General features: G+C 48.7%; 11 protein-coding genes. 10 read left to right on the forward strand and 1 reads right to left on the reverse strand.

The features are described 5' to 3' along the window. The first annotated feature begins 396 nt into the window (after positions 1 to 396). Complete coding sequence (locus tag HMPREF3090_RS03840) at positions 397 to 1,353, forward strand: NAD(P)-dependent oxidoreductase (protein ID WP_070485965.1); 957 nt, start codon at positions 397 to 399, stop codon at positions 1,351 to 1,353. Between the two features lie 75 nt (positions 1,354 to 1,428). On the opposite strand, the gene HMPREF3090_RS03845 is transcribed toward HMPREF3090_RS03840, so the two are convergent. Further along, a complete protein-coding gene (locus HMPREF3090_RS03845) occupies positions 1,429 to 2,010 on the reverse strand; it encodes a xanthine phosphoribosyltransferase (protein ID WP_067975167.1) in 582 nt (193 codons plus the stop codon). Positions 2,011 to 2,245: 235 nt separating this feature from the next. Here HMPREF3090_RS03845 and queG point away from each other — a divergent pair, with 235 nt between their 5' ends. The 9 genes from queG (at position 2,246) to HMPREF3090_RS03890 (ending at position 14,364) form a co-directional block, all read left to right on the forward strand. Next, positions 2,246 to 3,445 (forward strand): tRNA epoxyqueuosine(34) reductase QueG, encoded by a 1,200-nt coding sequence (gene queG / locus HMPREF3090_RS03850; RefSeq protein WP_083272368.1) that lies wholly within the window; start codon positions 2,246 to 2,248, stop codon positions 3,443 to 3,445. Continuing rightward, positions 3,442 to 3,954 carry a tRNA (uridine(34)/cytosine(34)/5-carboxymethylaminomethyluridine(34)-2'-O)-methyltransferase TrmL gene (trmL, locus tag HMPREF3090_RS03855; RefSeq protein WP_067975178.1) on the forward strand — a complete coding sequence of 171 codons (513 nt, stop codon included), beginning with the start codon at positions 3,442 to 3,444 and terminating at the stop codon, positions 3,952 to 3,954. Before queG ends, trmL begins: the two co-directional genes overlap by 4 nt. Before the next feature lie 118 nt (positions 3,955 to 4,072). Then, positions 4,073 to 6,214 carry a transglycosylase domain-containing protein gene (locus HMPREF3090_RS03860; RefSeq protein WP_067975180.1) on the forward strand — a complete coding sequence of 714 codons (2,142 nt, stop codon included), beginning with the start codon at positions 4,073 to 4,075 and terminating at the stop codon, positions 6,212 to 6,214. 31 nt (positions 6,215 to 6,245) lie between these two features. Further along, a complete protein-coding gene (locus HMPREF3090_RS03865; protein WP_067975183.1) occupies positions 6,246 to 6,614 on the forward strand; it encodes a YlbF family regulator in 369 nt (122 codons plus the stop codon). 530 nt (positions 6,615 to 7,144) lie between these two features. Then, on the forward strand, positions 7,145 to 8,410 hold the full coding sequence (locus tag HMPREF3090_RS03870; protein WP_067975186.1) for a metallophosphoesterase family protein: 1,266 nt from the start codon (positions 7,145 to 7,147) through the stop codon (positions 8,408 to 8,410). Positions 8,411 to 8,423: 13 nt separating this feature from the next. Then, positions 8,424 to 11,186 (forward strand): ATP-binding protein, encoded by a 2,763-nt coding sequence (locus tag HMPREF3090_RS03875; RefSeq protein WP_067975189.1) that lies wholly within the window; start codon positions 8,424 to 8,426, stop codon positions 11,184 to 11,186. A gap of 32 nt (positions 11,187 to 11,218) precedes the next feature. Continuing rightward, complete coding sequence (locus tag HMPREF3090_RS03880; RefSeq protein ID WP_067975191.1) at positions 11,219 to 12,175, forward strand: 3'-5' exoribonuclease YhaM family protein; 957 nt, start codon at positions 11,219 to 11,221, stop codon at positions 12,173 to 12,175. Between the two features lie 334 nt (positions 12,176 to 12,509). Next, on the forward strand, positions 12,510 to 13,088 hold the full coding sequence (locus tag HMPREF3090_RS03885; RefSeq protein WP_067975193.1) for an LOG family protein: 579 nt from the start codon (positions 12,510 to 12,512) through the stop codon (positions 13,086 to 13,088). 127 nt (positions 13,089 to 13,215) lie between these two features. Further along, positions 13,216 to 14,364 (forward strand): 5-methyltetrahydropteroyltriglutamate--homocysteine S-methyltransferase, encoded by a 1,149-nt coding sequence (locus HMPREF3090_RS03890; protein ID WP_067975196.1) that lies wholly within the window; start codon positions 13,216 to 13,218, stop codon positions 14,362 to 14,364. The last annotated feature ends 56 nt before the right edge of the window (positions 14,365 to 14,420 follow it).

The raw sequence follows: 14,420 nt of genomic DNA on the forward strand, positions 1-14,420 counted from the left end.
AGGAGCTATTTCTGCTAGCCTGAACCCGACTAAAAAGGGTGTGAGCGAAGACGGTTAGAAAGGAATGACTGGAGGCAAAAGGGATAAGAGCGGCTTTAGCCGGTCGTTCCCTTATGCTGAAGTCACTTCCTTTCTGTCTTTGCGAACCCGACTAGGGTGTGAAAGCTAGTGGGAGAATAGCCCTCTTTGTGAAGAAGACCTATTTCTGCTAGCCTGAACCCAACTAGGCTGTGAGGGCTGGCGGTCAGCTCTTCTTCAAAGCCACAAGCTGCTCATCAATCGGATACACTAAGAATCCATTAAAGCCAACTCAAGGGGGTTGGCTTTTTTTAATGGGATTTTTTGGTTATAATGGAAGCAGAATAAGCAAGTGAAGAAGTTACGAAGGAGGCCCTTATGAAGATTAATTTACTTGAAAATTTAAGAGTTGATGACACTTATATCGAAGAACTCGCTCAAAAGCTGAAAGAAGCGGGGCATGACTTTACTTATTATAAAGACCGGACCACGGATCCAGATGAACTCCTCGCCCGTAGCCAGGATGCTGATATTGTCATTATCGGCAACACCCCTTATCCGGCAGAAGTGATTGAGCAATTAGACCAGACACAGTTGATTGATGTGGCCTTTACAGGGGTGGACCATGTCGACCAAGAGGCAGCAGCTAACAAGGGAATTGCCATTTGTAATGCGTCTGGCTATGCCAACCAGGCTGTTGCGGAATTGTCTCTTGGTCTTGCCTTATCGCTCTTCCGCCAGCTGCCAGCCAGTAACCAGGATGCCCGCAAAACGACTGATTTTCCAGGCCCTGTCCAAGGACTGGAAATTAGCCAAGCGAAGGTAGGCATTATTGGGACGGGGGCTATTGGTCTAGCAACGGCTAAGCTCTACCACGCTTTAGGGGCTGAGCTTATGGGCTATAATCGTTCAGAGAAGGAAGAAGCAAAGGCTTTGGGCATGCGCTATGCCAGCTTAGAGGAAGTCATGGCGGAATCCGATATTATTTCCATCCACCTGCCAGCTACTCCTGAAACAGAGGGCCTCATCTCTAAAGAAATGATCGGTAAAATGAAGAAGGAGGCCATCCTGATCAATGTGGCAAGAGGACCGATCGTGGACAGCCAGGCACTGGCAGACGCGCTAAATGAGGAAGCCATTGCCGGGGCAGGTATTGATGTTTTCGACCAAGAGCCACCACTTAATGAAGATGAGCCCTTGTTGTCAGCGAAGAATACCATCCTAACTCCGCATATCGGCTATCTGACCGATGAAGCCATGGTTCTCCGGGCGAACACCGCTTTTGAGAATGCCTTAGCCTTTGCGGAAGGACAGCCACAGAATTTAATTAAATAAGAGAAAAGAATGCAAAAAAGAGGCTGGAGCTTTTATTCCAGCCTCTTTGTATTTATTTTCGTTAAAGAACCGAGATTAATGCCCGTCATTAAAGCGAACTTGGTTGTTTTCAAGGGAAGCGATGCGGGCAGCAGAGTAAACTTCGTAGCCATGGTCTAGGATGCGTTGGCGACCATTTTGGAAAGATTTTTCGATACAGATAGCGACACCGGCGACATCTGCTCCTGCTTGTTCAGCGATGGAGATCAAGCCCATGGCCGCTTCGCCGTTAGCAAGGAAGTCATCCACAACCAGGACCTTATCATCTGCATTGAGGAACTGTTTGGAAACAATAATATTGCTGTCCGTGTTTTTCGTATAACTATGGACTAATTCAGTATAGACTTCTTGGTTTTGTAGGGTAGAAGGTTCTTTTTTCTTAGCAAAGAGCATCGGTACATCAAACTTCTGTGCCACAAAGATAGCGGGTGCAATACCGGAGGCTTCGATGGTTAGGATCTTCGTGATGCCTGCGCTCTTGAAGTGTTGGTAGAAGTCATTGGCGATGCTGTACATGATGTGTGGGTCAATTTGATGGTTTAAGAAGGAATCAACCTTCAAGACATTATTTGGAAAAACCTCGCCATCATCAATAATTCGTTGCTGTAAAATATTCACTTTCAGAACTCCCCTCATAAATAATTTATTGAATCGATTGCCTGTATGGACATTAAGTGTTACTCTATCATAGCACAAAGCCCCCCTAAAAAGGTAAAAAAATCGATCTTTTATCAAATTGTCGCAAATTTTTAGCGAATTCTCATGAAAATCAGACCTGGGTTAGATTGCAAAATATAGGGAATCGATTATAATTGTAAAGATCAGCAAGCTCATTTAGAAGGGAGGAGGACAAATGGCAATGGATTGGCAAGTTGAAACCGAAAAAATTCGCCGGCTGGCTTTAGATGAAGTCGGCATGAATCTTGTCGGCTTTACCACTGCCGATGATTTCACCCATATCCGCCAGTCCCTGGTAGAAGCTAAGGAAGAAGGGCGGACCACGGGCTTTGAACACCCGGTGATTGAGGAACGCCTCTACCCTAAAGCCTTGATGGAAGGGGCTGCTTCGATTATTAGTTTTGCTATGGCCTATCCCAATAAGCCCCTCTACCCTAAGGAGCATAGCCGCGGTGAACGGCGGGGACAATTTGCTCGCGCCAGTTGGGGGGAAGACTATCACAGTATCCTCCACCGGGCGGCTAGCGATTTGGTCCAGCGTTTAGAAGGGCTTTATCCTGATATCGAGACCAAAACCATGGTCGATACGGGAGAGCTGCCTGATGTCGCGGTAGCTCAGCGGGCAGGCATCGGTTTTATCGGCCGCAATGGTCTGATCATTAATGAAAAATTTGGCTCTTTTATCTACCTGGGCGAGATTATTACCAACCTGCCCTTGGTGCCGGATACGCCCAAGGCCAATGCTTGTGGGGACTGCACCCGGTGTTTGGATTTCTGTCCGACAGGGGCCTTGATCGGGGATGGCAAGATGAATGCCAAGGTCTGTGTTTCCTATCTCACCCAGACCAAGGGCTATATTCCCCAAGAATTCAGGCGTCAAGTGGGCCATCAAATCTATGGCTGCGACATCTGCCAGCAGGTTTGTCCTTACAATCAGAATGTGGACAGCCATTACCATGGGGCCATGGAGCCCGAGCGCGAAGAAGTAGAGCCCTTGCTCCAACCCATGCTGACCATGTCCAACCGGGAATTTAAGGACAAGTTTGGCCACCTAGCAGGAGCTTGGCGGGGGAAGAAACCTCTCCAGCGCAATGCCATCTTAGCCTTAGCTAATTACCGGGACCGGTCGTCGATTCCACTCTTACTGGAATTGATTGAGAAAGACCCCCGACCCATGATCCGAGGAACAGCCGCCTATGCGGTCAGCATCATCGAGCGGCATTTTAACCCAGAACTGCTGAGCTTCATGGAAGAGCGGCTGGAGGCTGAGCAGGCTCAGCCATCCCCCGACCAAGAGACAGTGGTTGAATTCAGCCAAGCCGTTGAAAGACTCAAAAAGAAAAGAAATAAAAGACAAAGGAAGCGATCAAGATGACCAACCATATTGTATTATACGAACCCCTGATTCCACCAAACACCGGCAATATTGCTCGGACCTGTGCTGCGACTGACACCCACCTGCATCTCATCGAACCCCTGGGCTTTTCCTTGGATGACAAGCACCTCAAGCGGGCGGGTCTGGATTATTGGCACAGTGTGGATGTGACCTTGCACAAGGATTTAGAGCATTTTATGGCTTATTTAGGAGACCGCAAGCTCTACTTAATCACTAAGTTTGCCCACCATACCTATACAGAGGTTGACTACCGCCAGCAAGCGGATGAGGACCTCTTCTTGATGTTTGGTAAGGAAACAACAGGCCTTCCTGAAGACTTCATGCGCGACCACGAGGCTCAATGTTTACGCCTGCCCATGGATGATACCCATGTTCGTGCTCTGAACCTGTCGAATTGTGCCGCCATTGTGATCTACGAAGTGCTCCGCCAGCAAGACTTCAACCAGCTGGAGAAGAGCCACCATTACGACCATGATAAGCTGGACTAGGAGGATAAGTTTCGTTTAAGTTCCCCAGCAGAAATTGCAATTCCAAGCCCAACATGGGAAAATAGGAGAGTGGTTTAATCCGCCTTAGTTCAATAGAAGAGAGAGTAGGAGATTATTTATGCGCGGTGATAAAGGCCAAGCAAAACCAGTAAAGGGGGAAGAGCGCCAGGGCTTTAAGGAGAAGTTTAAAGCCTATTGGAAAAAATTCCGCCTGACCAAATGGCTTATCTTTATTGGCTTATTTTTTGCCTTGATTTTTGAAAGTTATTTATTAGTTAGTGCCAAGATGACCGATGTTGATAATCTGGAAAAACAACTCCAGGTCACGACAGAGGTTTATGATAATTCAGGCAACCTAGCGGGGACCCTGTCGTCAGACCACGGGACCTATGTAACCATCGATCAGATTTCAGATAATGTTAAAAACGCGGTAGTTTCAACGGAAGACAAGCGTTTCTATAAGCACCGGGGCTTCGACCCCATCGGGATTGCTCGGGCAGCGGTCGGCTATGTCCTTCACGGCGGTTCGGTTGTCGGTGGAGGGTCGACCTTGACCCAGCAATTAGTGAAGAACTCCTTCCTGACCAATGAGCAGAGCCTGATGCGGAAGTTTAAGGAGCTCTTTATTGCCCTTGAAATCGAAAAGACCTACCCCAAGGATAAGATTCTGGAAATGTATTTGAACCATTCTTATTTCGGGAACGGGGTTTATGGGGTGGAAGATGCCAGTCAGAAATACTTTGGGACCTCAGCTGCTAACTTGGACTTAGCCAATGCGGCAGTCCTAGCGGGGGCCTTGAAGGGGCCGAGTATCTATAACCCGGTTGATAATTATGATGAAGCCCTCAACCGGCGTAACACGGTTCTTCAACTGATGGCTGACAATGGCTTCATTTCTCAAGACGATGCCCAAGTTGCCATGGCTTCGGACATGCCCCAGCAGAATAATGATGTAGGTAGCGACCAGTATAAGTACCCTTACTACTTCGATGCGGTGATTGAAGAAGCCATTAATAAGCACGGGCTCAGTGAGGATGACTTGATGAAGGGGGGCTACCGGATCTATACCAACTTGGATCCCAACTACCAAGAAGGCCTCCAAGGTATCTATGACCAGAGCAATCTCTTCCCTGTCTCACCAGCGGGGAATACTGCCCAATCGGCAACGGTTGTTATGGACCCTTATAGTGGGGGTGTCCTGGCGACAGTTGGTGGCACTGGGGGTCACTCCTTTAGGGGCTTCAACCGAGCTACCCAGATGAAGCGCCAACCAGGCTCTACCTTGAAACCCTTGAACGTCTATGCCCCAGCCTTAGAGAATGGCTTTGAAGCCAATGATGTGATTCCAGATGAAGTCCAAGAGTACGGGACAGACAAGTACAAGCCTGAGAACCACGACAAGCAGAGCCAGGGTGAAATTCTCCTCTGGCAGGCTTTAGCTAAGAGTAAGAACACCTCGGCGGTTTGGCTGATGAATAAGATCGGTGTCAATACCGCTATGGCCAAGTTGGATGACTTCGGCATTCCTTATAGCGATGGCGATAAGACCCTATCTTCTGCCTTAGGTGGCTTGTCTAAGGGGGCCTCGCCCATGGAAATGGCTAGCGCCTATACGGCCTTTGTCAATAAGGGCAAACGCTCAGAAGGCGTCTTCATCCAAAAAATTGTGGACAGCTCGGGTAATATCATTGTCGAAGAACAGAAAGCCAAACAGAACCAAGCCCTCTCTGAGGCTGATGCCAAGGAAATGACCCGAATGATGCTCGATGTTTATAATGATGGCGGCACCGGGGCGGCCGTTGAACCAGCAGGCTATGAACTGGCGGGTAAGACCGGAACAGTTGAACTCAGCCAGGCTGGCAATAGCGGGGCCGGCGACGGGGTCAATGATGAATGGTACGTGGCTTATACGCCAGACATGGTGGTTGCTAGCTGGTATGGTTTTGACCAAACCAGCTCAGAAAACTATCTCTGGAATAGTTCGCCTGTCCAATCAGGGAACACCTTCCAAAATATTATGGCGGAACTCCTGGCCAACAGTCCCAACACGCCTTTCAACCTGGAAGCCGCTTCGACCCGTTACTATAATGAAGTGAACGGGATTGCGTCCAATGATGGGGAAGAGACCAGCAACAACCAGGCCACGATTGAAGACAATGCCTCGAGCCTCTTAGACCGCTTGATGGAAGGGGCCCGCGACCTGATTTCTTCATTTTCCGGCCAAATCACTTTTCAAAACTGGCTGAACGTGATATATTAAGCCAATGAAGACAAGTAAAGGAGGAAATGGAATGGCCAATATTTATGACACCATTAACCAATTAGAACGGGAAATCCGTGACCACGAGGACTACCAAGGCTTAAAGAATGCCATGGAGGCAGTTGTCAAAGACGAGGAAGCCTTTGCCCTCTATAATAAATTCCGCCAACTCCAAGTGGATGTTCAAACGAAGATGCAGTTAGGCAATGAAATCAGCCAAGAAGAAATCAAAGAAGCCCAAGACTTGGAGAAAGAAATGGCTGCGAATGAAACCATCAGCAAGCTTTTACAAGCTGAGAAGCAATTGAACCAATTGGTGGAAGAAATTAACAAGGTGGTTACTGAACCAATCTATGAAGTCTACCAAAAAGCCAATGAACAAAAAGGCGACCAAGCCTAAGAATTAAGGCAAATATTTTTCTTATTAAATCGTGCTGGTGAGCATCCGTTGCGCTTTTGAATTTGATCGTTAAAGAGCCATGGCCCCGGCTCGAGCCAAGGTCTCTCGCCTAGCGAGACTCAAACGGATCGTACGGCTAAAGCCTAGGTTCCGTAATTCGCTACGCTTGCTTGTTCATGGCTAACGATCAAATTCAAAGTCCACTTTTGCTCAAAATTAGCTGATATATAAATTATGTCTTAGTTAATTTCTAATCATCAATATTAGAAGTAGAGAATTAGAAAGTGTCCCCATAGCTCGGCAGGAGCTTGTGGGGGCATTTTTTTGTCTGAGATCAGCTGGCTGGGCCTTTGCTTCTGGCTTAGTTGGGCGCGAAAGTTTGTTCGGAATGATTGTAAGCGGGGCTTTTGATATGGTAAACTTGTAAGGTAGGAGTAGTAGGCTAGTGGCGACTTTGCCCAAGCTAGAAAAAGATCTAAGAATGTAAAAATAACTATTCCCAGTTCAAGCCATTAGGAGAATTAAATACAATGATACGATTTATACATGCGGCTGACTTGCACTTAGACCAGCCTTTTAAGAAAATATCGAAGACCAATCCCAGCTTATATGAGAAACTCCGCCAGGCCACCACAGCTAGTTTCAATAATATTATTGAAACAGCGATAAATGAGACCGTTGATTTTGTGGTGGTGAGCGGGGATATTTACCACAATGAACCAGCTTCCCTCCAAGCCCAATTCACCTTCCGCCAGGGAATGGAACGTTTGGCTGAAGCGGGAATCCCAGCCATTGTGTGCCACGGTAACCACGATTATGTTCAAGGGGACGCCCATCGTTTGGCTATGCCAGATAATGTCTATATCTTCCCCGACCATGTTGATTCTTACCACTTCCAGGCTAAGTCAAGCGAGCACGTGATGCTGACCGGTTTTTCTTACGGACAAGCTTGGATTGAGCGGGATATGGTCCAAGACTTTCCCAAACGCCAAGCGGGTATTGATTTTCAAATCGGGGTCATCCATGGGGAAAACCAGCGCCATGAAGGCAAGCACCACTATGCGCCCTTCAATGTCTCTGACTTAACGGCCCTGGGCTATGATTATTGGGCGCTCGGGCATATCCATAAACGGCAAATCTTAGCCGACCATCCACCGGTGGTTTATCCAGGGAACATCCAAGGTTCTAGCTTCAAGGAGAGCGGACCTAAGGGGGTCTACTTGGTTAGCTTGCAGAAGTACCAGGAGGCGGAACTTGAATTTGTCGAAACCACCGATTGGCAGTTCAGCGCGCCCTTAAGAGACCTGCCAAAACTTGAAAATATTGAAGACTTGCGCAATGTGGTGGAGCGTGCCCTCCATGAAGAAGTCATGTATGCGAAGAATGAGGCGGTGAATCTGGTGATCCGCTTAGCCTTCCGTACAGATGGTGATGAGGAGAGTCTCTACTGGTGGGACCGCTATGCTGAAGAATTGCGCGACCAATTGCAGTGGAGCTTGAGTAACCAGGACCAGTACCGCGACCAAGAGATCTACCTGGCAGACCTGAAGCTTGTCATTGATGAACGGAGCTCTTGGTCCTATTCCAAGGCTTTCCAGGATGCGCTCCAGCAGAGCTTCCATCGCTTGCAAGCAGAGGGCGAATGGGAACAATTAATCCAGCCCCTGATGCAAAACCAGCTCTGGCAACGCTATATGCTGCCCCAGATTGATGGGGAGACCTTCAAGGCGGATGTACTCAACCGAGCTGTCGAAAAGATTATCGTTCGCCAAGCGGTGGAACAAAAAGAAAATTAAGTGAGGGTAAAAAATGAAAATTCAAAAGATTGAAATTTTTGGTTACGGGAAGTGGGTCGACCAGACCTTCTACCTAGAACCAAATTTGAATGTTTTTATTGGTGGGAATGGCTCGGGTAAGTCGACCTTGATGAGCTTTATTTTGTCGATTATGTTTGGCTTTCCGAATATGCGGCGCAAGCACAGCCGCAATTATGATGTTAACCCCAATGTGAACTACGGGGGACGTCTCTATTTGACGGACACCATCTACGGCCAGGTGATGATTGAACGGATTAAGCAACAAGGCCGCCAGCAATTATTTATGACGGTGAATGACAATCCCCGTGAGGAGGTCTCTTCTTTCGATGAACTCTTTGAAGGCCTATCCAAGGAAGACTACCTAACCTACTTTGGTTTTGATGAGGAAGACTTGATAGCCTTTGTCTGGGAGGATGAAGACCAGTTCGCTAAGAGTTTGGTCAGCTTGGGGGTTAGTGGCCGCCAAGTCCTCAACGGCATTACACCAGAATTGGAAGCCCAAGCCGCTGACCTCTACCTGCCTAATGGTCAAAAGCCTCAGCTGAACCAAGAACTCAACCAAGTCGCTGCGAGCAGCCAACGCCTGGACCAAGCCGCAGCTAATGAGCAGAATTATTTTGCCTTAGAAGAAGAGCTCCAAGCCAACCAAGCCGAGCTCGAAGGCCTGCGCCAGCAAGAATCCCAGGCCCAAGATGAACAGGTTAAATTGCAGATCGCTTCGCAAGAGACCGGTTCGGTGGAAGAGAAAAATGCTTTAGGCTTTGAATTGGCCGGCTATGATTTCCACAATTTCCCAGAAGGAGCAGCCGAGACTTGGCATGACTTGAACCAAGACCTGGCCCGCTATGAAGACCAGATGGACCAAACGGATGGTTTCCTGGTTCTCGATGAAGACCAGGCGGAAGAAGAGCCAAGCCAAGATAGCTTGCTGACGATTGGTCAAGAGTGGGTACTGAACCATGACCATGTTTCTGACCAGATGTTAGCTGAAGCCCGGGCTTACCGGGAACAGTTGAACAGTGATGAGGCGCTCAAGGAACAGCTCATCCAGAAGCGCTATGAAGAGCACCGGCTCTTGGCTGCCCTGGGTGCTGAATCCATTGATGAATTACCCGAAGAGTTAACGGCAAGTGAGCGCCAGGAATGGCAAAATCGCCGCCAGGAATTGGATAATCGCCGGATTTTCTATGAGAATACCAAGCATGACCTCCAGGACCTCATGGCCGAAAACCAGGACCTCCACGATGAGTACGATGAAGTCCAATCGGAGTACAATAGCTTCAAGGGGACCATCAAAGAACGGACCAGTTCATGGTTGAAGACTTTTGGCTTAATTCTAATTGTTCTTGCTCTGATCCTCGCTATCCTCTACTTTGTAACCGATAAACCCTTCATGATGGGGTCAGGCCTTGCAGCAGGTGCCTTGGGAGCGCTCTTTACTATTATTGGTTTCTTACAGAGCGGTCTGGGCAAGCGTTCGGTAAAGAAAGAATCCCAGGCTTTCGACCTGGACTTGCGCGATATTGAAAGCGAGCAGGCGGAAATCCAACGCCGGATCGATATCCAAAATGACCAGTTAGCGGAATTAGAAAATGAATCACAGAACTTTATGGCGGAACTCCAAGCCCTCGTTCAAGAAAAGGGAGGTTCCGAATATATCCAGCCCCTGATCTGGTTGGACCATGACTACGTGGCTCAAATCAATGCCCTGGAAGCCGAAAGCAACCAATTAATCCAGGCGACAGGAGCGGCCCAGTATGCAGCGGCTCATGACCAGGAATGGCAAGATTATGCCCAGGCGATTTCTAACAATCCGCTGTCCCAGGATTCCGTCTTCCAAGCCTTTGAGGATGACTACCATAGCCTGCGTCAGTTGGAAATGGACCATGCTTTTACGGCTCAGACCTACCAAGCTGAGAAGAACCAGAAACAAGAACTCCACCAAAGCATCCAAAGCCTGCGTCGGGCCCGCCAAGACTTCTTGGACCGCTATGGCTTCGAATCAGCGGATGAGGTGGAAGATGTGCTGGCTAAGGAAGCGGAAATGTTGGCGAAGAAGGAACGTTTCGACCTCCTCAACCACTCGCTCAATCCCCAAGCTGCTCAGCTGCATGACAAGGATGAGACCATCGACCAACAATTAGAGGATAATGTCCATACCCTGGGGCAATTGACCCAGCGCATCCAAGACTTGGTCCAACGCAATGCCCAGTTGGAAATGCAGATTCGTGAACTCGAAGCTAGTGGTCTAGTCAGCAAGCTTCAAGCCGACCATGCCAGTGATGTCGACCAAGCCTATGATTCAGCCGTTGAATGGGCAGCTAATAAGATGGCTGTGGCTACCTTCGAACAGGCCAGTGTTGGTGAGGAAGGCGAGGCCTTAGAACGTGTCTTAGGCCATGCTAACCGCTATCTCTATGACCTGTCCAATGGGGAATTGGAGAAACTGCGCTATCAGAATGAAACGGTGGAAGTCCTTAGCGAAGATAATCTCTGGCTTGCTGTGGACCAACTCTCACGCGGAGAGAAGGCCTTACTCTTTGTGGCTATGCGCTTCGCCTTCTTGAATGCCCAGCTTGGCCAGTTGAATATGCCGATTCTAATCGATGAAGCCTTTGCCCATATTGATGACTACTACCGGCAAAACATTTACCGCTTCCTCGATGAACGGAGCCAGGACCAACAAATCATCCTGTTAACCATCGATGAGAGTGCAGCCCTCAACCGTGCCAGCAAGGAAGTTACCCGGATTTAACTACGAAGACCCAGTTGTGAAAGGATGGGAGAATGGAAACGACAAGACTCTTTGACGCTGCGATGGATACCAACTTTAAAAGCTTTGCCCTGATTAAAAATGCTGATATTCGCCAAGACCGGAATGGCAAGGACTACCTTGCTTTGACCTTCCAGGACCGGTCAGGCATCCTAGACGGCAAGCTCTGGGGGATGACGGACGCCGACGCAGAAAAGTTCCAAGTTGGACGGGTGGTCTACCTCTACGGCCGCCGGGAGCTCTTCAATGGTCAACCGCAATTTCGGATTGAACAGATGCGCCTGGCCGACCAGCATGAACCCAATGACCCCTTGCTCTATATGCCAGAAGGCCCCATGACTAAGGAAGAGATGCAAAAAGAAATCGAAGACACGCTGGCTGACTTCCAGCTGTCAGAAATCCAACAAGTGGTTCGCTATATCCTCGATGAGGTAGGGGATGACTTTTACTATTATCCAGCAGCGAAGAAGCACCACCACGCCTTTGTCGGGGGCTTGGCCTATCATACGGTTTCTATGTTGGCTCTGGCCAAGGCCATCCAGCAGCTCTATCCTATCCTCAATGCGGACCTTCTCTATGCCGGCGTTATCCTCCACGATATCGCCAAAACGAGCGAGCTCTCCGATCCGCTCAGCGGTAATTATACGGTCCAAGGCAATCTCTTAGGCCACATCTCTTTAGTGGCAGAGAAAGTAAGCCTGGCCATCCAGGCATTGGGCTTAGACCAAACTAGCGAAGAACTCATGCTCTTGAAGCATATGGTCCTCGCCCACCACGGTAAGAAGGAGTACGGGAGTCCTGTGACGCCCCATGTCTTAGAAGCGGAAGTCCTCCACCGCATTGATGACTTGGATGCTTCCATGTATATGGTGAGCGCCGCTCTGGAGAAGACCGCTCCTGGTGAATTCTCGGCCTATATTCCGGGGATGGACGGCCGGCCCTTCTACCGGCCTAAGTTAGACCAAGACTAAGCAATGTGTTGATGAGCATTCGTTCCGCTTTTGAATTTGATCGCTGAAGAGCCATGGCACCGGCTCGAGCCAAGGTCTCTCACCTAGCGAGCTTCAAACGGCTAGTAACGGCTTACGCCGACTATCCGTAATTCACATCGCTTGCTTGTTCATGGCTAACGTTCAAATTCAAAGCTCCACTTCTGCTCATAAACATGTTCATCAGTATATTTTATTGACATCGGTCAGCGATTTTAATAAATTAAAGCAAATAAACAGAAAAGAGGACCCAGTTAAGTCCCTGCTGAAGGGGTGCTGGGTCTGTTTTTCTTCTAAGAGAAAGAAGTGATAATCAATGGATATACTTGTTTATTGTGGGGCCAATCCTGGTAAGGATCCTGTTTATGCAGAGGCTGCACGTGAACTGGGGCAATGGATCGCTCAATCTGGCCACCGCCTAGTTTATGGTGGCGGCCGGACAGGGCTCATGGGGATCCTAGCAGATGAGGTCCTGGCCCAGGGAGGAGAGGTCTACGGTGTGATGCCAGCCTTTCTTAAAGACCATGAAATTGCCCACCAAGGTCTCACGCACCTAGAAATTGTGGACACCATGGCCGAACGCAAGACGCGGATGCTTGACCTATCTGACGCTTGCCTGGCCCTCCCCGGCGGACCAGGAACCCTGGAAGAAATTTCGGAAGCCATCTCTCTGGCACGTTTAGGCCAATCAGACCGGCCCTGCGTCTTTATCAATGTGGCTGATTACTACCGGCCCATGCAGGAGCTTTTCATGAATATGTGTCAGGCAGGATTTCTAGCCCAGGAGGACTATGAGCGGATTAATTTTATTTCTGACCTGTCTGAGCTCGACGATATCCTGACCCACTACCAAGTTCGACAAGTAAAGAGCTATGACCGTTTAAGTGATCAATAAAAGCGAACATACTTGTTCTATAAGCTGTATCGAGTGATAGCTTTTAAATCGGTCAAATTAGCCGTATACTAGAATTTATATCGAACCAATTGATCGGTTCTAACGAACAAAAAATGGAGGATTTAAAATGGGAGAATTTACAAAACGTCAACAACAACCCTATCGCTTTGACACAGTGGGAAGCTTTTTACGCCCAGCTCGATTAAAAGAAGCACGCAAGGCTTATGAAGCAGGCGAAATTGATGCCCAGGCTTTACGCCAGGTTGAAGATGAAGAAATTATCAAATTGATTCAAAAACAAGAAGAAGCAGGCTTACAAGCTGTTTCCGACGGTGAATTCCGTCGCAGCTGGTGGCACTACGACTTCATGTGGGGCTTAAATGGGATTGAAAAGCGCTTCATCGATGAAGGTGGCCAGTTCCACGATATGAAGACTCGGGCAGAAACTGCTTCCTTAACAAGCCGTGAATTAGATGGTCATAAGCATCCTTTTGTGGAAGATTTTAAATTCGTCCGCGACCATAAGTCGGCCGACCGTGAAGTGAAGCAAACAGTTCCAGCACCTGCTCAATTGTTACAAGAGTTACTCAAACCACACAACCAAGAGACTACCCAAGCTTTCTATGGAGAAGATGAACACCGCGAATTAGCCCAAGCCATCGCTAAGGCTTATATCGATGTCCTAGAAGATTTCGCAGCTGAAGGCGCTAAAGTGATCCAGTTCGATGACTGTACCTGGGGACGTTTGGTGGACATCCACCTCGAAGACTATCCAGAAGACGAACGTCAGGCTAAGGCTGATGAAAAAGCCTACTTAGCAGGCCTCTACCGCTATGTCAATAACCTGGCAATCGACGGGGCACCTGAAGGCCTAACCATCACTAGCCACGTTTGCCGGGGCAACTACCGGTCACACTGGTTTGGCCAAGGTGGCTATGACTCCGTAGCAGACGAACTATTCGCTAAGGAACACGCCCAAGCCTATTACCTGGAATACGACTCAGACCGCGCTGGTGGCTTTGAACCCCTAGCTAAGGTGGGCGATGACCGCTTAGTCGTCCTCGGCCTAATCACCTCGAAGACAGGGGAATTAGAAGACCGGGAAGCGGTCATCAAACGCATCCACGAAGCAGCCAAATATATTCCATTAGACAACCTCTGCCTCAGCCCCCAATGCGGCTTCTCCTCAACTGAAGAAGGCAACAGCCTAACAGAAGACCAACAATGGGAAAAACTAGCCCTCGTCCGCTCCATCGCAGAAGAAGTCTGGGGATAAAAAGGGTGTGAGCAGTTGCGTACAGACTTGAATGACTGGAGCCCAAACGGAAAAGA

It is taken from the genome of Aerococcus sp. HMSC23C02, assembly GCF_001806805.1.
Classification (GTDB): Bacteria; Bacillota; Bacilli; order Lactobacillales; family Aerococcaceae; genus Aerococcus; species Aerococcus sanguinicola.

What these genes read in the sequence shown, in the direction of transcription:
- HMPREF3090_RS03840 (WP_070485965.1), top strand. Translation starts at nt 397, where the DNA reads ATGAAGATTAATTTACTTGAAAATTTAAGAGTTGATGACACTTATATC.
- queG (WP_083272368.1), top strand. Translation starts at nt 2,246, where the DNA reads ATGGCAATGGATTGGCAAGTTGAAACCGAAAAAATTCGCCGGCTGGCT.
- trmL (WP_067975178.1), top strand. Translation starts at nt 3,442, where the DNA reads ATGACCAACCATATTGTATTATACGAACCCCTGATTCCACCAAACACC.
- HMPREF3090_RS03860 (WP_067975180.1), top strand. Translation starts at nt 4,073, where the DNA reads ATGCGCGGTGATAAAGGCCAAGCAAAACCAGTAAAGGGGGAAGAGCGC.
- HMPREF3090_RS03865 (WP_067975183.1), top strand. Translation starts at nt 6,246, where the DNA reads ATGGCCAATATTTATGACACCATTAACCAATTAGAACGGGAAATCCGT.
- HMPREF3090_RS03870 (WP_067975186.1), top strand. Translation starts at nt 7,145, where the DNA reads ATGATACGATTTATACATGCGGCTGACTTGCACTTAGACCAGCCTTTT.
- HMPREF3090_RS03875 (WP_067975189.1), top strand. Translation starts at nt 8,424, where the DNA reads ATGAAAATTCAAAAGATTGAAATTTTTGGTTACGGGAAGTGGGTCGAC.
- HMPREF3090_RS03880 (WP_067975191.1), top strand. Translation starts at nt 11,219, where the DNA reads ATGGAAACGACAAGACTCTTTGACGCTGCGATGGATACCAACTTTAAA.
- HMPREF3090_RS03885 (WP_067975193.1), top strand. Translation starts at nt 12,510, where the DNA reads ATGGATATACTTGTTTATTGTGGGGCCAATCCTGGTAAGGATCCTGTT.
- HMPREF3090_RS03890 (WP_067975196.1), top strand. Translation starts at nt 13,216, where the DNA reads ATGGGAGAATTTACAAAACGTCAACAACAACCCTATCGCTTTGACACA.